This is a genomic window from Pseudomonas sp. GW821-FHT11G12 (assembly GCF_058808055.1).
Genome location: NZ_JBXARH010000003.1, coordinates 348,530 through 366,762, shown reverse-complemented (window position 1 = coordinate 366,762; position 18,233 = coordinate 348,530). Strand labels below are relative to the sequence as shown.

The following is an 18,233-nucleotide window of genomic DNA, read 5'->3' as shown; positions in this document are numbered from 1 at the left end:
TTGTCCACCTCTGTCGGTTTTCGCGCCGCAAACGCAATGGTTTTGGGGACTTGAAGATGAAGAAGTATCTGTCGATGCTGCTGGTCGGCGTCACGGCACTGGTTGCAGTCAATGCGGCGCAGGCCGGCGCAATCGATGACGCGGTCAAGCGCGGCACCTTGAAAGTCGGCATGGACCCGACCTACATGCCGTTCGAAATGACCAACAAGCGCGGCGAGATCATCGGTTTCGAAGTCGACATCCTCAAAGCCATGTCCAAGGCCATGGGCGTCAAGCTGGAGCTGGTTTCGACCGGTTACGACGGCATCATCCCGGCGCTGATGACCGACAAGTTCGACATGATCGGCAGCGGCATGACCCTGACCCAGGAGCGCAACCTGCGCCTGAACTTCAGCGAACCGTTCATCGTGGTCGGCCAGACCCTGCTGATCCGCAAGGAACTGGAAGGCACCATCAAGTCCTATAAAGACCTGAACACCGCCGACTACCGCATCACCTCCAAGCTCGGTACCACCGGTGAAATGGTCGCCAAGAAGCTGATCGCCAAGGCCAAGTACCACGGCTACGACAACGAGCAGGAAGCCGTGCTCGACGTGGTCAACGGCAAGGCCGACGCCTTCATCTACGATGCGCCGTACAACGTGGTCGCGGTGAACAAGGTCGGTGCCGGCAAACTGGTGTTCCTCGACAAGCCGTTCACCTACGAGCCGCTGGCCTTCGGCCTGAAGAAGGGTGATTACGACAGCATCAACTTCATCAACAACTTCCTGCACCAGATCCACGAAGACGGCACCTACGATCGCATCCATGACAAGTGGTTCAAGAGCACCGAGTGGCTCAAGGACATGGAATAACACCCGCTCGCCGATCGTTCCCACGTCGAGGCGTCGAACCGTCCGCGTGGGAATGCCGCCCGGGACGCTCCGCGTCCCTTCGCAAGCGTGACGCAGAGCGTCACAGGATGCATTCCCACGCAGAGCGTGGGAACGAGCGAATCAGAGAAACATTCAATGAAACAGAAAAAAGCCCAATGGCCCTGGCACGTGCTGACCGTGCTGGTGCTGATCGGCCTGGCCGGCGCGCTGTATTACGCCACGTCGCTGATGTCCTACGAATGGCGCTGGAACCGCGTGCCGCAGTACTTCGCCTATCAGGCCGAGGAAACCCAGCGCGCGACCGACATTTCCACCGTCAGCGAACTGGTGCGCAAGGGCGGCAGCGCGCAAGTCACCCTGCGCAACGATGCCGGTGACGAGCAGCACCTGACCGTCGACGAAAACAGCCTGCAATTCGCCCAGGGCGACGATGTGGCTGAAGGCGACGTCGTGGGTGTTACCCGACATTGGGCGGCGGGTCCGCTGCTGTGGGGCCTGTGGACGACGCTTTGGCTGTCGGTGGTGTCCGGCGTGCTGGGCCTGTTGATCGGTCTGGCGACCGGGCTGTGCCGGCTGTCGAGCAACCCGACCCTGCGCGACCTGTCGACGATCTATGTCGAACTGGTGCGCGGCACGCCGCTGCTGGTGCAGATCTTCATTTTCTACTTCTTCATCGGCACGGTGATGAACCTGTCCCGGGAGTTCGCCGGGATCGCCGCGCTGTCGCTGTTCACCGGCGCCTACGTGGCGGAAATCATCCGTTCCGGCGTGCAGTCGATTGCCCGTGGCCAGAATGAAGCCGCCCGTTCGCTGGGTCTGAGCGCTGGCCAGTCGATGCGCCACGTAGTGTTGCCGCAAGCCTTCAAGCGCGTGCTGCCACCGCTGGCGGGGCAGTTCATCAGTCTGGTGAAAGACACCTCGCTGGTGTCGGTGATCGCCATCACCGAGCTGCTGAAAAGCGGTCGTGAAGTGATCACCACCTCGTTTTCGCCGTTCGAAATCCTGTTCTGCGTTGCCGGCCTGTACCTGTTGATCAACCTGCCGCTGTCGAAAATCGCCAGCCGGCTTGAGCGGAGGCTCGCGCAAAGTGATTGAAGTCCGCGATCTGGTAAAAGTCTTCGACACCCGTGGGCAAGTGGTCCGGGCTGTGGATAACGTCACCACTTCCGTCGCCAAGGGCGAGGTGCTGGTGGTGATCGGTCCGTCCGGCTCCGGCAAGTCGACCTTCCTGCGTTGCCTCAATGGTCTTGAGGAATTCGATTCCGGCTCGGTGAGCATCGACGGCCTGCAACTGGCCGACCCGAAAACCGACGTCAACGCCTACCGCCGCGAAGTCGGCATGGTGTTCCAGCACTTCAACCTGTTCCCGCACATGACCGTGCTGGAAAACCTGTGCCTGGCGCAGAAAGTCGTGCGCAAGCGTGGCCAGAAGGAAAGCGAGGCCAAGGCCCTGGCGTTGCTGGAGAAGGTCGGGATTGCTCAGAAGGCCCGCGAATACCCTTCGCGCCTGTCCGGCGGCCAGCAGCAGCGCGTGGCGATTGCCCGGGCGCTGGCGATGGACCCCAAGGTCATGCTGTTCGATGAGCCGACCTCGGCCCTCGACCCGGAGATGGTCGGTGAAGTGCTGGATGTGATGAAAAACCTGGCCGTGGAAGGCATGACCATGGTCTGCGTGACCCACGAAATGGGCTTTGCCCGGGAAGTGGCGGATCGGGTGCTGTTCTTCGATCACGGCAAACTGCTGGAAGACGCCTCGCCGGCGGCGTTCTTCGATGCGCCGAAGGATCCGCGGGCCCAGGCTTTCCTGCGCCAGGTTCTCTAAGCGCGGGGCAAAAAAAATCGCAGCCATTGGCTGCGATTTTTTTGTCACCGATCGTTCCCACGCTCTGGCATCCACTTACACCTTGAAGCGTCCCACCAACGTTTGCAGGTGAGTACCCAGGCGCGCCAGCTCGACGCTGGACGCTGCCGTCTCTTCACTCGCCGCCGACGTCTGGTCCGATACATCCCGCACGTTGAGCACGCTACGGTTGATCTCTTCGGCCACGGCACTCTGCTGCTCGGCCGCCGCTGCGATTTGCTGGTTCATCGCCTGAATCGCCGACACGGTGCGCGTGATGTTTTCCAGCGAGCCACCGGCACGACGGGTCAGTTCCACGCTGCTCTGGGTCAGCGTGCGGCTGTTGTCCATGATCGTCGCCACTTGCTGGGTGCCGTTCTGCAGGCCGACGATCAGCTCTTCGATTTCTTCGGTGGACTTCTGGGTGCGTTGCGCGAGGCTGCGCACTTCGTCAGCAACCACCGCGAAACCACGTCCGGCTTCACCGGCGCGGGCCGCTTCGATGGCAGCGTTGAGGGCCAGCAGGTTGGTTTGCTGGGCCACGGACTTGATCACGTCGAGGACGCTGCCGATCTTGTCGCTTTCGCGCTTGAGTTCGCCCATGGCTTCGGTGGAGTGGCCGACTTCAGTGGCCAGGCGTTCGATCTGGGCGATGGCTTCGCCAACCACTTTGTCGCCTTCGCGGGCCTGTTGGTCAGCGGCGACGGCCGCTTCTGAGGCTTCCTCGGCGTTGCGCGCGACTTCCTGCACGGTGGCAGCCATTTCGTTCATGGCGGTGGCGACCTGATCGGTCTCGACTTTCTGATTGTTCACGCCGGCACTGGTCTGCTCGGTCACGGCCGACAGTTCTTCGGCGGCGCTGGCGATCTGAGTGACGCCGTCACTGATCCCGCCGATCAAGTCGCGCAGGCCCTGAGTCATGCTCTGCATCGAACGCTGCAACTGGCCGAGTTCGTCGCGGCGCTGGGAGATTAGGTTGTGGGTCAGGTCGCCAGCGGCCACGCGCTCGGCGACTTTCAGGGTCTGCTCCAGCGGGATGATGATCTGCCGGGTGATCGCCCAGGCGGCGAGCAGGCCGAAGGCCACGGCCAGCAAGGTGGCGATCAGCAACTGGTTCTTGGCGCTGGCGGCATCGGTGTCACGCACGATGGTCTGGGAGTCGGTGAGCTTCTTGCTGATGTCCATCAACAGGTCGCCCTGGGCCGACATGCGGGCCAGCGCCTTGGCGCTGGCAACCTGCGAATCACGGAACTGGCTGACGGCAGCGCGATAGGCTTTCAGCGACTCGGTAGCCTGTTGCAGGTTGGCGATGTGCTGTTCCGGCAGTTTGGCCGGCAGGGTCTCGAGGTTTTTCAGGGCGTTGTCGATGGCGTCGAGGGCCGGTTGTTCGGCTTCGGCCTTGGCGCTGTAGGTGTAGCCGCGGACCTGGAAGCGGGCCTGCTGGATCAGCTTGCTGAGGTCGATCACCGCGTTGAACTGGGCAACGCTGTCGCCTTGCAGCATGGATTTCTCGACTTCGGCAACCTTGGCCACGGCATTGTCGGCGGTGGCGCCGAGTTTGCTGCGGGCGTCTTCGCGCAGGGCGGTGGCCTGGGTCATGTCGGCGAAGGCGCGTTTGTATTCGGCAACGGCGGCCAGTTGCTGATCGACCATCGCCGCGTCGGCTGACTGTTCGATCAGGCTGCGAGCGGTTTGCAGGCCGCTGTCGAGTTTGCCGAGCAGGTCGTTGACTGTGCCCGGGCCTTGTTCGCCACGACGCATTTCGTAGTCCAGACGCGCCAGGCGCAGGTCCTTGGTCAGCTCGTTGAGGCTCGAGATGAAACCGAGTTTGTCACCGCGGCTAATGATGCCGCTCATGCCGGTCCAACCGGTGAAGGTGATCAACAGGGTCAGCAGCAGCACCAGGCCGAAACCGATGCCCAGCTTGCGTTTGACGCTGACGTTTCCAAGATTCTCGGCTAACCAACGGTACATGCGACGACTCCCCTCGGACCACTAATTGGACTTATGGAGACTGTATCGGCTGAGTGATGGCAATCTGTAACGCAATTTGTCTGGCGCCGAATGGCGCCAGAGCGGTTCAGAACAGGCGGGCGAGCAGGGCAGTGACGGCGGTTTCGACGCGCAGGATGCGATCGCCGAGTTGCACCGGTTGCAGGCCGGATTTGCCCAGCAGGTCGATCTCGTAGGGAATCCAGCCACCCTCGGGGCCGATGGCCAGGGTCACCGGTTCGCTCAGGGCGCGCGGGCAGGGCGGGAAGTTGCCCGGATGGCCGACCAGGCCGAGGGTGCCGTCGGTGATGGCCGGCAGACGATCTTCGACAAACGGCTTGAAGCGCTTCTCGATGATGATTTCCGGCAGCACGGTATCGCGGGCCTGTTCGAGGCCGAGGATCAAATTCTCGCGAATCGCTTCCGGCTCCAGAAACGGCGTTTGCCAGAAGCTCTTCTCGACGCGATAGCTGTTGACCAGAATCACCTTCGACACACCCATGGTCGCCACGGTCTGGAACACCCGACGCAGCATCTTCGGGCGTGGCAGGGCGAGTACCAGGGTCAGCGGCAGCTTGGCCGGCGGTGGCTGATCGAGGGTGACCCGCAGTTCGGCTTCGCCCGCTTCCAGGCGCAGCAGCTCGGCCGAGCCCATCAACCCGTTGATGCGCCCGACCCGCAGGCTGTCGCCGACTTCCGAGCGGTGGACTTCCTGCATGTGGGTCAGGCGCCGATCACGCAGCACGACGCGGTCGGCCGCAATGAAATCGGCCTCTTCGAGCAGCAGCAGGTTCATGGCTGCGTCGCTGGCGGCTGGTCGTTGTGATCGTCGGCGGTTTCTTCCGGGCGCTCGCGCTTGCTGACCAGGCTGCCGAACAGGATGCCGACTTCGAACAGCATCCACATCGGCACGGCCAGCAGGGTCTGGGAGAAGATGTCCGGCGGAGTCAGGATCATGCCGACCACGAAGCAGCCGATGATCACGTACGGGCGGATCTTCTTCAGGTATTTGACGTCGACCACGCCGATCCACACCAGCAGCACCACGGCCACCGGGATTTCGAACGCCACGCCGAAGGCAAAGAACAGCGTCATGACGAAATCGAGGTAACTGGTGATGTCGGTCATCATTTCCACGCCGGCCGGGGTGGCCGAGGCGAAGAACTTGAAGATCAGCGGGAACACGAAGTAATAGGCGAATGCCATACCGGTGTAGAACAGCAGGATGCTGGAGATCAGCAATGGCACTGCGACACGCTTCTCGTGCTTGTACAGGCCCGGCGCGATGAAGCCCCAGATCTGATGCAGGATCACCGGGATCGCGAGGAACAGCGACACTATCATCGTCAGCTTCAGCGGCGTCAGGAACGGCGACGACACGTCGGTGGCGATCATCGTCGCGCCGGCCGGCAAGTAACTGCGCAGCGGCGTCGAGACGAAGGTGTAGATCTGCTGGGTGAAGGCGAACAGCCCGGCGAAGATGATGAAGATCGCCGCGACGCAGCGCAGCAGGCGGGTGCGCAACTCGGTGAGGTGCGAAACCAGCGGCATGTGCTGGTCGTTTTCGGGGAGGCTAGGGCCTGTCATCGGTCATTTCCTGTGTCGCGCCGAGCCCGTATTTGCGCAGGGCAAGGCGCGAGGCGCGTAGTTTGGCGTTTCAAATAAGCAACGAGTAACGCAGCCCTGCGCAAATACGGGCCGGCCCTTCGGGTTGTGCCTGAAAGCGGGCCAGGCCGCGTTGTAGTCCTTGGAAAGGTAAAACACATTCCCTGCGGACTACGCCTTGCCTGGCCCGCTTTCAGACGACAACGCGACACAGGAAATGACCGATGACAGGCCCTTGTCATGGGGCTCGCGGCGGCAATGTTGGGTCGTGAGGGGCCGGCGTGGTTGGCGCGGCGGCTGGAGCAACAGGTTCAATCGGCTTCATGATCGGCGCAGCTTCAGCGGCGGCGGCAGAAACGTGCTCGACGCTTGCCGGTTGTTCCGCAACGGGAGCCACTGGCGTTTGCTCTGCAACCGGCGGCACCGGTGTCGGCTCCTGCTGAGCCGGAGGCGTGAAAATCTTCCGCGCCTCCTGCTCCAGCGACAGAATGTGTTCGTTGTGCAGTTGCCGACGGATTTCGTCGGCACCGATTTCACGTTCAACTTCCTGTTTGATCGCGTTGAAGCTGCGCTTCAGCCGCCCGACCCACAGGCCGGCGGTGCGCGCAGCACCCGGCAAACGCTCGGGGCCCAGCACCAGCAGGGCAACGAGGCCGACGAGCAGCAGTTCAGAGAAGCTGATACCAAACATTAGTCAGTGCTCACACGTCTTTGCGGATCGGCTCTTCGACTTTTTGCGCCTGCACGTCGATGGTGTGCGGCGGGTTGACCTGAGCGGTGGCTTGCGGCTGAACCGGTGGCACCGGTTGCGCAGGCGTGACGGTCGGATCGGCCGGTTTTTCGTCGTCGTTCATGGCTTTGCGAAAGCCCTTGATCGACTCGCCGACGTCGGTGCCGAGGTTTTTCAGTTTCTTGGTGCCGAACACCAGCACCACGACAACCAGAATGACGATCCAGTGTTTCCAGTCAAAAATGCCCATGTTGCTGTTCCTCTCTAATAGTTGTTCAGGCGGACGGACGCGAGGCTTTCTCGACGTGTCCGGACAGACCGAAGCGACGATCCAGCTCGTCGAGTACAGCCTGCGGATGCTGCCCCAGTTGGGCGAGCATGACCATGCTGTGAAACCACAGGTCGGCGGTCTCGTAGATCACGTCGCTGCAGTCGCCACTGACGGCGGCGTCCTTGGCGGCAATGATCGTTTCGACCGATTCTTCGCCGACTTTTTCCAGAATCTTGTTCAAGCCCTTGTGATACAGACTGGCCACATACGAGCTGTCGGCAGCAGCGCCCTTGCGCTCTTCAAGCACCTGAGCGAGGCGGGTCAGGGTGTCACTCATGTTTGTGTCCTGCGGAATAAATAGCGTGCGGGTCTTTCAGGACCGGGTCGACCGTTTTCCAGTCGCCGTTTTCGAAGACGCGGTAGAAGCAGCTCTGACGGCCGGTATGGCAAGCGATGTCGCCAATCTGTTCGACCATCAGGATGATCACGTCGGCGTCGCAGTCCAGACGCATTTCATGCAGGGTCTGCACATGGCCGGACTCTTCGCCCTTGCGCCACAGCTTGCCACGGGAACGTGACCAGTAGATTGCACGGTTTTCCGCGGCGGTCAGCTCCAGGGCTTCGCGGTTCATCCAGGCCATCATCAGCACGCGTCCGGTCTTGTGATCCTGGGCAATCGCCGGCACCAGGCCATCGGCGTCCCACTTGATCTCGTCCAGCCAGTTTTTCATCTTCGACTCCGACAGCGAACCCACACTTCAATAGTCGGGTTCAGGCGTTGAAACAGTGTGCCAGCCGATCGCGGAACTGGCTATCGGCGAACGACCAGATACAAGCCGACTGCCACCATGATCCCGGCGGGCCAATGCCCCAGTTCGTGCAACGGGCCGCCGGCGGCGAGGATCGTGCCGCCTGCCAGATGCGCGCTGCCGAGCAGGCGCAGGAACCAGTCGTCCTTGCGTTTGTGCCACGGCGGCGGTGGATCGTTGGCGTGGGGCTGGGACATGCGTTCGAGCAGGTCGCGGGCCATGTTGGCCAGGTGCGGCAGTTGTTCGAACTGGCTCTGGACGTTGCCGATCAAGGCTTTCGGGCTGACGCGCTCGCGCATCCAGCGTTCGAGGAACGGCTGCGCGGTGTTCCACAGATCCAGGTCCGGGTACAGCTGACGGCCCAGGCCTTCGATGTTCAGCAAGGTCTTTTGCAGCAATACGAGCTGTGGCTGCACTTCCATGTTGAAGCGGCGTGCGGTCTGGAACAGGCGCATCAGCACCTGGCCAAATGAAATATCTTTTAACGGTTTTTCGAAGATTGGCTCGCACACGGTACGGATCGCCGCTTCGAATTCGTTGAGCTTGGTTTCCGCCGGCACCCAGCCCGAATCGATGTGCAATTGCGCCACGCGGCGGTAGTCGCGCTTGAAGAAGGCGAACAGGTTGCGCGCCAGATAATCCTGGTCTTCCGGGGTCAGGCTGCCGACGATGCCGCAGTCGATCGCAATGTACTGCGGGCTCCACGGGTTGACGGTGCTGACGAAGATGTTGCCCGGGTGCATGTCGGCGTGGAAGAAACTGTCGCGGAACACCTGGGTGAAGAAGATCTCCACGCCACGCTCGGCAAGCATTTTCATGTCGGTGCGCTGGTCGGCGAGGGTCGCCAGGTCCGTCACCTGAATCCCGTAGATACGCTCCATCACCAGCACTTTCGGCCGGCACCAGTCCCAATAGACTTGTGGCACGTACAGCAGCGGCGAGCCTTCGAAGTTGCGCTTCAACTGGCTGGCGTTGGCCGCCTCGCGCAACAGGTCGAGTTCGTCGTAGATGGTTTTTTCGTAGTCGCTGACCACTTCCACCGGGTGCAGCAGACGGGCGTCGGCGGAGACCTTTTCGGCCGCGCGGGCGAGGATGAACAGCCACGCCAGATCCTGCGCGATGATCGGCTTCAGGCCCGGGCGGATCACCTTGACCACCACCTCTTCGCCGGTCTTCAACTGCGCGGCATGCACCTGCGCGACCGAGGCCGAGGCCAGCGGCTCGACGTCGAAACGGCTGAACACTTCGCTGATCTTCTTGCCCAGCTGTTCTTCGATGAGCTTGACCGACAGCTGCGAATCGAACGGCGGCACGCGGTCCTGCAACAGCATCAGTTCATCGGCGATGTCTTCCGGCAGCAGGTCGCGGCGGGTCGAGAGGATCTGCCCGAACTTGATGAAGATCGGCCCCAGGTCCTGCAACGCCAGGCGCAGGCGTGCGCCACGGCTCAGGTCCAGCGGCTTGCGCGGGAACCAGCGCCACGGCAAGGCGTAGCGCAGCGCCAGCAGGAACCACGGCAATGGCAGATCGAACAGCAGGTCATCGAGGCGGTAGCGGATCACGACGCGCTGGATGCGCAACAGACGGCGGACGGCGAGCAGCTTCATGCGTTATCGCTTGGGTCGAGGGATCGGGAAAGGCGCTCGAAGCGCGCCTCGAGACGTTCCAGATCGAGTTTGATCCGGTCCAGTTCGCTGAAACGGGCTTCGGCTTCGCGTTGCCCGACGAGGGTGCGCGATTCTTCGGCCAGGTATTCGGCGAGGTTCTGGTTGAGGCTGGCAAATCCTTGTTGATACCAGCGGGCGCGGCTGCGCAGGTGACCGCCGACCAGTTGCGTGGCGACCGGTCCCAGCCAGCGCGAGAGTTCGTACTCCCAGTCCAGCTCAAGGTCCTGCAGCACGCCCGCCAGTTCCAGCAGCACGCCGCTGTCGCCGTCGAGTTCGACTTCCGGTGCGTGCAGCACCGCCGTCTTGTCCTTGCTCAGGGCCAGTTTCACCAGGCTCGAGGCCGGGGCGCGCAAGGTGCAGTCGACGCCGGTTTCCCAGTGGGACGCCAGCATCAGGCCTTCGTCGCTCGGCAGGATGAACAGTTGCAGCGCCGGGCTGCGGCAATCCACGGCAATCACTTTGCCGGTCAGATGCGCCAGTCGCGGCAGCGCCGTGCTGTCGAGACGCAGCACGCGGTTCAGGCCGAGTTCGACGCTGGCCAGCAGCCCGGTCAGCAGCATCAGGGTTTGATGCCGCGGTGCAGGGCAACGATGCCTGCGGTCATGTTGTGATAGGTCACACGGTCGAAACCGGCGTCGACCATCATCGACTTCAGGGTTTCCTGATTTGGGTGCATGCGGATCGACTCGGCCAGATAGCGATAGCTTTCCGAGTCGTTGGTGATCAGCTTGCCCATCAGCGGCATGAAGGCGAACGAGTAGGCGTCGTAGGCCTTGGACATCAGCGCGTTGGTCGGCTTGGAGAACTCCAGCACCAGCAGGCGACCGCCAGGCTTGAGTACGCGCAGCATGGAGCGCAGGGCGTCTTCCTTGTGCGTCACGTTGCGCAGGCCGAAGGCGATGGTCACGCAGTCGAAATGGTTGTCCGGGAACGGCAGTTTTTCAGCGTCAGCCTGGACGAATTCGACGTTGCCCGACACGCCGACATCCAGCAGGCGGTCACGACCGACCTTGAGCATGGATTCGTTGATGTCTGCGAGAACCACCTGACCGGTCGGGCCGACCAGGTGCGAGAATTTCTTGGTCAGGTCGCCCGTGCCGCCGGCGATGTCCAGCACGCGGTTGCCTGCGCGCACGCCCGACAATTCGATTGCGAAGCGCTTCCACAGACGGTGCATGCCGCCCGACAGAAGGTCGTTCATCAGGTCGTACTTGGCGGCTACGGAGTGGAACACCTCAGCGACTTTTTCCGCTTTCTGGCTTTCCGGAACGTTTTTGAAGCCGAAGTGAGTGGTGGGTTCGGCATCGCTGCCTTTGCGCTGATCAGTCATATCGCTGTCACCAAAAGAGAATGCGCGACATTCTAATCCCCAAGCCATGCTTTGTCTTGGAATGGCTAAAGGTAAGATGGGCAACCTTCGGGACGATTTGCCGCAGTGGCGGTCAAGATTCGTTGCAGGCATTCATAGCCCCATTCAAAAAGCAGGAGTCATTCAATGGCCCATATCAGTGTTGAGCGTGCCCACAGCCTGGGCAAGGAAGTTGCCCGCGAGAAAGCCGACAAGCTGGCGCAGAAACTGTCCGATCAGTATGGCCTCGAGCCGCAGTGGGCGGGTGACACCCTGAACCTCAAGCGTTCGGGCGTGAAAGGCGCGGTGCATGTGGCCGAGGATTCGATCCGGGTCGACGTGGAACTGGGCCTGATGATGTCGGCCATGAGCGGCATGATCAAAGCCGAGATCGAGAAGGCGCTGGACAAGGCGCTGGTCTGAACAGAACAGAGGGGGAGCTTCGGGCTGCTCTTTTTCTTTGTGGTGCACCTGCCTTTTATGTCAGTTGTTAGGGTGCCGTTTCTAATTTTTCTCCCTACTTTGTGCCTGAGCCCGACACACGTCCGGGCAGTTCCTCAAACCTTCTGCGCGTGAGGTGCACCATGGCCAAAGTTATTTTGAAGAAAAAAATCGACGCCTCGACTTCTGCTCTGAGCGACGTCAAATCCTATGCCCGCAAGATCTGGCTGGCAGGCCTGGGTGCCTACACCAAGGTCGGTCAGGAGGGCAGCGAGTACTTTCAGGAGTTGATCAAGGCTGGTCAAACTGTTGAAAAGAAAGGCAAAAAAGTCGTCACCGAAAAACTCGAAGCGGCCAATGCCGAGATCGACGAAGCCAAGAGCGAAGTCAGCTCTTTCAAAGGCCGCGTCGAAGTTCAGCTCGACAAGGTCGAGAAGGCGTTCGACACGCGTGTCGCCAGTGCCTTGAATCGTATCGGCATTCCGTCTAAACATGACGTTGAGGCACTCTCTGCTAAGCTCGATGAGCTGACGGCATTGCTCGAACGCGTCGCGCGTAAATCTTAAGGAGAACGGGATGGCTGGTAAAAAGAACACCGATAAAGAAGGCAGCTCGTGGATCGGGAAAGTCGAAGACTACTCCCGCAAGATCTGGCTGGCTGGTTTAGGCGTGTACTCGAAGATCGACACTGACGGCAGCAAGCTCTTCGATACATTGGTCAAAGACGGCGAGAAAGCCGAGAAGCTCACCAAGGCTGCAGTCGGCAAGACAGTCGATGCTGCCAAGGACTCTGCAAACTCGGCCAAATCGCGCATCAGCGGCGTGAAAGATCGCGCGCTGGGCACGTGGGATCAACTGGAAGGGGCTTTCGACAAGCGCCTGAACAGTGCGATTTCGCGCCTGGGTGTACCGAGCCGCAACGAGGTGAAGGATCTGCACAAGAAGGTCGACACCCTGACCAAGCAGATTGAAAAGCTCACCGGCCTGAAGACCCAGCCTGTAGCGGCCAAAACCGCTGCAGCCAAACCGGCGGCAAAACCTGCTGCCAAACCATTGGCCAAGGCTGCTGCTAAACCTGCAGCAAAACCTGCGGCCAAAACCGCAGCCGCCAAGCCCGCAGCGAAAGCCGCGGCCAAACCGGTTGCCGCCAAGGCCGCCGCGAAACCTGCTGCAAAACCAGCGGCCAAGCCAGCAGCGAAAACTGCTGCCGCCAAACCCGCTGCCAAGCCTGCCGCCAAACCGGCTGCGGCGAAAAAACCAGCAGTGAAAAAACCGGCCGCGCCGAAAGCCGCTGCGCCGAAACCGGTGACCACACCGGCAGCACTGGCAAGTACGTCGAACTCCGCTTCGGCTCCAACCCCGGCGCCTGCTCCGACTGTTGCATCGACTCCGTCGACGCCGACCAGTCAGTCCTGATTTTCAGGGCTCAAGAAAACGCCCGGCCTGTGAAGGTCGGGCGTTTTTGTTTGGGCGGTCACTCGTGATCTTCGAGGTACTGCAGCGCCATCCGCTCCGTCGCCACTTTCACCGGCGGCAACAGGTGCGGTGCCACCAGCATCATGATCTGGTACACCACCAGCCTCACTTCCCCCTCGCGATCGAGAATCCGCTGATAGTCCAGCGAGAACAGCAAGGTCATGGTGATCTGCTCCACCAGTTGCCCCAGCGCCTGGGTATCACTGACCAACTGCCCGGACGCCTTCAATCGCGCCAGCAATGACGCCAGCGTGCGCTTCAGGACGTTGAGAAAGTTGCGGATGCCCTTGGCCAGTTTCGGCAGGCGTCCGGCCAGGTTCGACAGGTCCTGGAACAGGAACCGGTACTGCGCCAGCCGCTCGACGATCAAGTGCAGGAACAGCCAGTAATCCCCCGGCGCCAGCTCTACATCCGCGGGCGGGTCGAGCAGTGGCGCCAGTTCGTTCTGGAAGCGCTCGAACAACCCGAGGATCAGCGGCTCCTTGCCGTGAAAGTGGTAGTAGAGGTTGCCGGGGCTGATCCCCATTTCATTGGCAACCTCCATGGTGGAGACGTTCGGCTCGCCCTTTTCGTTGAACAACTGCAGGGCACATTCGAGGATCCGTTCGCTTGTTTTCATCCAGTCTTCTTAAAGGGCGTTTGGGGCTGGTCAACGCACACGCACGTAAGTGCCGGGCGCCGCCTCCATCGGTGGATAGTTCGCGTTGCCAAGGGCCATCTGGGTTTCGCGCAGGGTGCCGGAGCGCTGCTGAACCCATTCCAGCCACTGCGGCCACCAGCTGCCGTCGACTTTTTTCGCGTCGTAGTACCAGGCACGCGGGTCGCTGCTCATCTTGCCGTTTTCGACGAAGTTGGCCTTGGGGTTGCTCGGCGGGTTGAGAATGCTCTGCACATGGCCGCTGTTGGACAGCACGAAGCGCCGCTCGCCACCGAGCAGCAAGGTCGAGCGATACACCGCGTCCCATGGCGTGATGTGGTCGTTCATGCCGGCCACGCTGAAACTGTCGACCGTGACTTTCTGCAGGTCGATCGGCGTGCCGCAGACTTCCAGGCCGCCCGAATGAATCAGCGGGTTGTGCTTGAAGAAATCCAGCAGATCGCCATGAAACGCGGCGGGCAGACGGGTGCTGTCGTTGTTCCAGTAGAGGATGTCGAACGCCGGCGGCTCCTTGCCCAGCAGGTAGTTGTTGACGAAGTAGCTCCAGATCAGATCGTTGGGACGCATCCAGGCGAACACCTTGGCCATGTCGCGACCGTCCAGCACGCCTTTCTGGTAGGAGCGGCGCTTGGCCGCTTCGAGGGTCTGTTCATCGGCGAACAGTGTGGCCGGAGAGTCGATCTGGCTGTCGAGCAGGCTCACCAGATAGGTTGCGCTGGAGACCCGCCGTAGTTGCCGCTTGGCCTGCAAGTGCCCCTGCAACGCGGCGATCGTCAGCCCTCCGGCGCAGGCGCCCATCAGGTTGACTTCGCGGGCGCCGGTGATCGCCCGGCAGATGTTCATCGCTTCTTCTACGGCTTCGACGTAGGTCGACAGGCCCCATTCGCGATGGCGCACGTCCGGGTTGCGCCAGCTGATCATGAAGGTCTGCAAGCCGTTCTTCAGGGCGTACTGGACGAAGCTGTTGTTCGGGCTCAGGTCGAAAATGTAGTACTTGTTGATTTGTGGCGGCACCACCAGCAGCGGTTTTGAATACTGCTTTTCGCTCATCGGCTTGTACTGGATCAGCTCAAGCATTTCGTTGCGAAACACCACTGAGCCTGTGGTGGTGGCGACGGTCTTGCCGACTTCGAAAGCCTGCTTGGTCACCTGGCGCGGCAGGCCGTCGTTGTGCAGCAGGTCATCGAACAGATGGCTCAGCCCACGCACCAGGCTGTGGCCGCCGGAGTTGAACAGCTCCTTGACCGCCAGCGGATTGAGCAGCGTGTTGGAGGGCGCGACGGCGTCGTTGATCAGGGAAAAAGCGAAGTGCGCACGGGCGCGATCGTCATCGCTCATGCTGCTGTCGTCGATCCAGCTCTTGACCTGCTTCTGCCAGCTCAAATAAGCCTGCAGGCTCCGGCGGTAGAACGGGTTTAGGCTCCAGGCCGGGTCGGCGAAGCGGCTGTCATTGGGGTTGGTCGGGTGCAGGGTTTCGCCGAGCAGCACGCGTCCGAGCGCGCCACCGAGTTTCAACGCGTGCCTCGCGCTGTGAATCGGGTTGCGCAGGCCGTGGGCGGCTACGCTGCGCAACGTCGAAATCAGGTCGCGGCCACGCAGGCCGGTCATTGCACTTTGTGCATTGATGAAAACGGCAGGACTGGGCACTACGCCCGTCGCTGGTTTGTCGCGCATGACTCAACACTCCTTCGTCTTCAGGTCAAAAACAAACACACCGAACCAGAACACCATAGACGCTGTTGCGGGTTGTTGCCTGCGCGGCGTCCTGCCACGCACTTTGAAAAGGCTCTGCAAGGAGCTGTCCAGAAAGCCGGACCGGGCCGGTTATCCGCCCAGCGGTGTCGGGTGGGGGTGCATCACTGCACGAAGACGTTCCTCCTGGAGGAACTTCATGATGATCGGCGCCACGGCTTCGGCCCGGGTGATCAGGAACAGATGACCGTCATCGATGATGTGCAACTGGGCGTTGGGAATCCGCCAGGCCAGCATGCGCATGTTGATCAGCGGGATCAGCGGATCGTCGTCACCGGCCAGCACCAGGGTCGGCTGATGGATCTTGTGCAGCCAGTGAATGCTGGTCCAGCCAAGGCCCGCGAACAGTTGCCAGTAGTAGCCGAGCTTGCCCGCCGAACGCACCTTGGCCGCATGGCTGGCGGCGAGTGTCGGGTCGCGGCGGAACGAGCCGCCGTAGATCATCGGGGCGATGCGGATCACATGGGACGGCTGGATGTAGCGCCGTGGACTGGCCATCATCCACAGCACCTTCGGCTTGCCCGGCACCATCACCGCGCCCGCCGCTGTCGCTGCCAATACCAGCTTCTTGCAGCGCTCTGGGTAGTCATAGGCAAACTGTTGCGCCAGCGCGCCACCCCAGGACACGCCGATCACGTTGACCTGTCCGTAGTCGAGGTAGTCGAGCATCCGTGCAGTGAGCTTCGCCAGTCCCGGAAAGCGATACGGCCGTCTCGGCGTCGAAGAACCCCCGACACCGGGCACGTCGAAGGCGATCACTTCCAGGTCCGGATCCAGCGCCGCGACAAAAGGAAACACCAGCTCCAGGTTGGCGCCGATGCCGTTGAAAATCAGCAAGGGCGTCAAGTGAGGCTTGCCGGGGCGAACCGCCGTGCGGATGGTCTGGCCATCCAGCTCGACAGTACGAAAGATGAACGGTTGCGGCATGCTTCAAGGCCCTGTGGGTCGCAATCTCAGTGTTCACCTCACTCCCCGGAGGGAGTGAGGTGTATCGGTTACCGCTCGTGTACGTAAGTGCCCGGCGATGCTTCGCCTGCCGGATACGCTTTGTTGCCCAGTTTCGTCGGTGCCTTTTTCAGCTCGCCCGAACGCGCCGCTTGCCACGCCTGCCAGTGCAGCCACCAGGAGTCGGCATGCTTGGTCGAGTTTTCCTGCCAGTCATCGGCATTGGCGGTCATTTCGTCGCTGGTCATGTAGCGCGATTTCGGGTTGCCCGGCGGGTTCAGAATGCTCTGGATATGCCCGCTGCTCGACAGCACGAATTCCACCTTGCCGCCAAACAGCTGCGCCGACTTGTAGCAGGACTTCCACGGGGTGATGTGGTCGTTGGTGCCGGCCAGCGAGAATATGTCGGCGGTCACCTGCTTGAGGTCGATCGGCGTGCCGCACACTTCCAGTGCATCGGGGCGGATCAGTGGGTTGTTTTTGAACATCTCGATCAGGTCGCCGTGGAACGCCGCCGGCAACCGGGTGGTGTCGTTGTTCCAGAACAGAATGTCGAACACCGGCGGCTCGTTGCCGAGCAGGTAGTTGTTGACCCAGTAGTTCCAGATCAGATCGTTGGGACGCATCCAGGCGAAGACCTTGGCCATGTCTTTGCCTTCGAGCACGCCGGCCTGATACGAATGGCGCTTGGCCATTTCCAGGGTCTGCTCGTCGACAAACAGCGCGACGTCGCTGTCCAGGGTGGTGTCGAGCACGCTGACCAGCAGGGTCAGGGCATTGACCTTGTTTTCGCCAGTGGCGGCATAGTGGCCGAGCAGGGCGGTGCACGTGATGCCGCCAGAGCAGGCGCCGAGCATGTTGACGTCCTTGCTGCCGGTGATCGCGGTGACCACGTCGACCGCTTCCTTCAGGGCTTCGATGTAGGTCGAAAGGCCCCACTCGCGCTGTTCCTTGGTCGGGTTGCGCCAGCTGACGATGAAGGTCTGCACATTGTTGCGCAGGCAGAAGCGCGCCAGGCTCTTGTCCGGGCTCAGGTCGAATACATAGAACTTGTTGATCTGCGGCGGTACGACCAGCAGCGGGCGCTCGTGCACCTGCTCGGTGATCGGCTTGTACTGGATCAGCTCCAGCACGTCGTTGCGAAACACCACTGCGCCTTCGGTCACGCCCAGGGTCTTGCCGACCTCGAACGCGCCCATGTTGACCTGGCTCGGCATGCCGCCGTTGTGTACCAGATCCTTGGCCAGATGCGAGAGGCCGTCGAGCAGGCTCTTGCCGCCGGTCTCGAAGAAACGTTTGACCGCCGCCGGGTTGGCCGCCGTGTTGGTCGGCGCCATGGCTTCGGTCATCAGGTTGATCACGAAGTGGCCGCGCGCAATGTCCTTGGGCGAGAGGCTGCTGTCGTCGATCCAGGCATGGAGTTCCTTGCGCCACGCCAGATAGGTTTGCAGGTAACGCTTGTACAGCGGGTTCTGACTCCACGCCGGATCGGCAAAGCGACGGTCATCGCCAGCCGGTTGCAGTTCTGATTTGCCGAACAGCACGTTCTTCAATTCGAGGCCGAAATGAGTGACGTGTTTGACACTATGGATCGGTTGTTTGATGGCCTGGGTCAGCACCATTCGAGCAGAGGCCAGCAGATCCTTTCCGCGAAGCCCAACGACAGGATTCAGCCCCAGGGTGTTTTCCGAGGCTTGGTACTTCAAATCATCGTTATTCTTGTTACTCATCTACGACGCTCCATTGTCCTGAGACGAGTACCCGGTTTTCTGCTGTGCAGTTCCACAGCCAATGCCAGGTACTACTGCTCGGGTGACCGTTGAT

Annotated in this window: 20 protein-coding genes and 1 pseudogene; 6 read left to right on the top strand and 15 right to left on the bottom strand. The window is 61.3% G+C overall.

Annotated elements, in window-relative coordinates; translation table 11 throughout:
• The first annotated feature begins 56 nt into the window (after positions 1-56).
• The 3 genes from AC1RR7_RS12950 to AC1RR7_RS12940 all read left to right on the top strand — a co-directional run bounded on the left by AC1RR7_RS12950 (position 57) and on the right by AC1RR7_RS12940 (position 2,697).
• Positions 57-854, top strand: coding sequence for a transporter substrate-binding domain-containing protein (locus AC1RR7_RS12950; protein WP_085711037.1), 798 nt, complete (start codon positions 57-59; stop codon positions 852-854).
• 156 nt (positions 855-1,010) lie between these two features.
• Entirely contained in the window at positions 1,011-1,970 is a 960-nt protein-coding gene (locus AC1RR7_RS12945) for an amino acid ABC transporter permease (RefSeq protein WP_096819938.1), read from the top strand.
• Positions 1,963-2,697, top strand: a complete 735-nt coding sequence (locus AC1RR7_RS12940) for an amino acid ABC transporter ATP-binding protein (RefSeq protein WP_102620217.1) — start codon at positions 1,963-1,965, stop codon at positions 2,695-2,697. The genes AC1RR7_RS12945 and AC1RR7_RS12940 overlap by 8 nt, the downstream gene beginning before the upstream one ends.
• 75 nt (positions 2,698-2,772) lie before the next feature.
• On the opposite strand, the gene AC1RR7_RS12935 is transcribed toward AC1RR7_RS12940, so the two are convergent.
• The 11 genes and pseudogenes from AC1RR7_RS12935 to ubiE form a co-directional block, all read right to left on the bottom strand.
• Positions 2,773-3,486 (bottom strand): methyl-accepting chemotaxis protein, encoded by a 714-nt coding sequence (locus AC1RR7_RS12935; protein WP_371858310.1) that lies wholly within the window; start codon positions 3,484-3,486, stop codon positions 2,773-2,775.
• Between the two features lie 141 nt (positions 3,487-3,627).
• Positions 3,628-4,572, bottom strand: a pseudogene (locus tag AC1RR7_RS12930) (methyl-accepting chemotaxis protein); the annotation flags it as partial.
• Between the two features lie 223 nt (positions 4,573-4,795).
• The gene (locus AC1RR7_RS12925) at positions 4,796-5,503 is read right to left on the bottom strand and encodes a 16S rRNA (uracil(1498)-N(3))-methyltransferase (protein ID WP_085711040.1); all 708 of its coding nucleotides are present in this window, start codon (positions 5,501-5,503) and stop codon (positions 4,796-4,798) included.
• Entirely contained in the window at positions 5,500-6,294 is a 795-nt protein-coding gene (gene tatC / locus AC1RR7_RS12920) for a twin-arginine translocase subunit TatC (protein WP_493157611.1), read from the bottom strand. The genes AC1RR7_RS12925 and tatC overlap by 4 nt, the downstream gene beginning before the upstream one ends.
• 256 nt (positions 6,295-6,550) lie before the next feature.
• Positions 6,551-7,003: a Sec-independent protein translocase protein TatB gene (gene tatB, locus AC1RR7_RS12915; RefSeq protein WP_192559568.1), complete on the bottom strand. Its 453-nt coding sequence runs from the start codon at positions 7,001-7,003 to the stop codon at positions 6,551-6,553.
• A gap of 10 nt (positions 7,004-7,013) precedes the next feature.
• On the bottom strand, positions 7,014-7,292 hold the full coding sequence (locus tag AC1RR7_RS12910) for a twin-arginine translocase TatA/TatE family subunit (protein WP_493157608.1): 279 nt from the start codon (positions 7,290-7,292) through the stop codon (positions 7,014-7,016).
• Between the two features lie 25 nt (positions 7,293-7,317).
• On the bottom strand, positions 7,318-7,650 hold the full coding sequence (locus tag AC1RR7_RS12905) for a phosphoribosyl-ATP diphosphatase (protein WP_007952422.1): 333 nt from the start codon (positions 7,648-7,650) through the stop codon (positions 7,318-7,320).
• On the bottom strand, positions 7,643-8,044 hold the full coding sequence (hisI, locus tag AC1RR7_RS12900) for a phosphoribosyl-AMP cyclohydrolase (protein ID WP_007909357.1): 402 nt from the start codon (positions 8,042-8,044) through the stop codon (positions 7,643-7,645). Before hisI ends, AC1RR7_RS12905 begins: the two co-directional genes overlap by 8 nt.
• An 80-nt stretch (positions 8,045-8,124) precedes the next feature.
• The gene (gene ubiB / locus AC1RR7_RS12895) at positions 8,125-9,729 is read right to left on the bottom strand and encodes a ubiquinone biosynthesis regulatory protein kinase UbiB (protein ID WP_096819933.1); all 1,605 of its coding nucleotides are present in this window, start codon (positions 9,727-9,729) and stop codon (positions 8,125-8,127) included.
• Positions 9,726-10,349, bottom strand: a complete 624-nt coding sequence (locus AC1RR7_RS12890) for a ubiquinone biosynthesis accessory factor UbiJ (protein WP_007952419.1) — start codon at positions 10,347-10,349, stop codon at positions 9,726-9,728. The genes ubiB and AC1RR7_RS12890 overlap by 4 nt, the downstream gene beginning before the upstream one ends.
• Entirely contained in the window at positions 10,349-11,119 is a 771-nt protein-coding gene (gene ubiE / locus AC1RR7_RS12885; protein ID WP_007952418.1) for a bifunctional demethylmenaquinone methyltransferase/2-methoxy-6-polyprenyl-1,4-benzoquinol methylase UbiE, read from the bottom strand. The genes AC1RR7_RS12890 and ubiE overlap by 1 nt, the downstream gene beginning before the upstream one ends.
• A 165-nt stretch (positions 11,120-11,284) precedes the next feature.
• On the opposite strand from ubiE, the gene AC1RR7_RS12880 reads away from it, so the two are divergent.
• The 3 genes from AC1RR7_RS12880 (at position 11,285) to AC1RR7_RS12870 (ending at position 12,994) form a co-directional block, all read left to right on the top strand.
• Entirely contained in the window at positions 11,285-11,560 is a 276-nt protein-coding gene (locus tag AC1RR7_RS12880; RefSeq protein WP_085711042.1) for a polyhydroxyalkanoic acid system family protein, read from the top strand.
• A gap of 161 nt (positions 11,561-11,721) precedes the next feature.
• Positions 11,722-12,144 (top strand): phasin family protein, encoded by a 423-nt coding sequence (locus AC1RR7_RS12875; RefSeq protein ID WP_096819932.1) that lies wholly within the window; start codon positions 11,722-11,724, stop codon positions 12,142-12,144.
• 10 nt (positions 12,145-12,154) lie between these two features.
• Positions 12,155-12,994 carry a phasin family protein gene (locus AC1RR7_RS12870; protein WP_273538711.1) on the top strand — a complete coding sequence of 280 codons (840 nt, stop codon included), beginning with the start codon at positions 12,155-12,157 and terminating at the stop codon, positions 12,992-12,994.
• Between the two features lie 58 nt (positions 12,995-13,052).
• Here AC1RR7_RS12870 and AC1RR7_RS12865 read toward each other — a convergent pair whose 3' ends face one another.
• From AC1RR7_RS12865 to phaC (AC1RR7_RS12850), 4 genes are all read right to left on the bottom strand, one after another.
• Positions 13,053-13,673: a TetR/AcrR family transcriptional regulator gene (locus AC1RR7_RS12865; RefSeq protein ID WP_096819930.1), complete on the bottom strand. Its 621-nt coding sequence runs from the start codon at positions 13,671-13,673 to the stop codon at positions 13,053-13,055.
• 30 nt (positions 13,674-13,703) lie between these two features.
• On the bottom strand, positions 13,704-15,386 hold the full coding sequence (phaC, locus tag AC1RR7_RS12860; RefSeq protein WP_102620212.1) for a class II poly(R)-hydroxyalkanoic acid synthase: 1,683 nt from the start codon (positions 15,384-15,386) through the stop codon (positions 13,704-13,706).
• A 150-nt stretch (positions 15,387-15,536) separates the two neighbouring features.
• A complete protein-coding gene (gene phaZ / locus AC1RR7_RS12855; RefSeq protein WP_085732561.1) occupies positions 15,537-16,391 on the bottom strand; it encodes a poly(3-hydroxyalkanoate) depolymerase in 855 nt (284 codons plus the stop codon).
• Between the two features lie 68 nt (positions 16,392-16,459).
• Positions 16,460-18,139, bottom strand: coding sequence for a class II poly(R)-hydroxyalkanoic acid synthase (gene phaC / locus AC1RR7_RS12850; protein WP_096819928.1), 1,680 nt, complete (start codon positions 18,137-18,139; stop codon positions 16,460-16,462).
• Between the last annotated feature and the right edge of the window lie 94 nt (positions 18,140-18,233).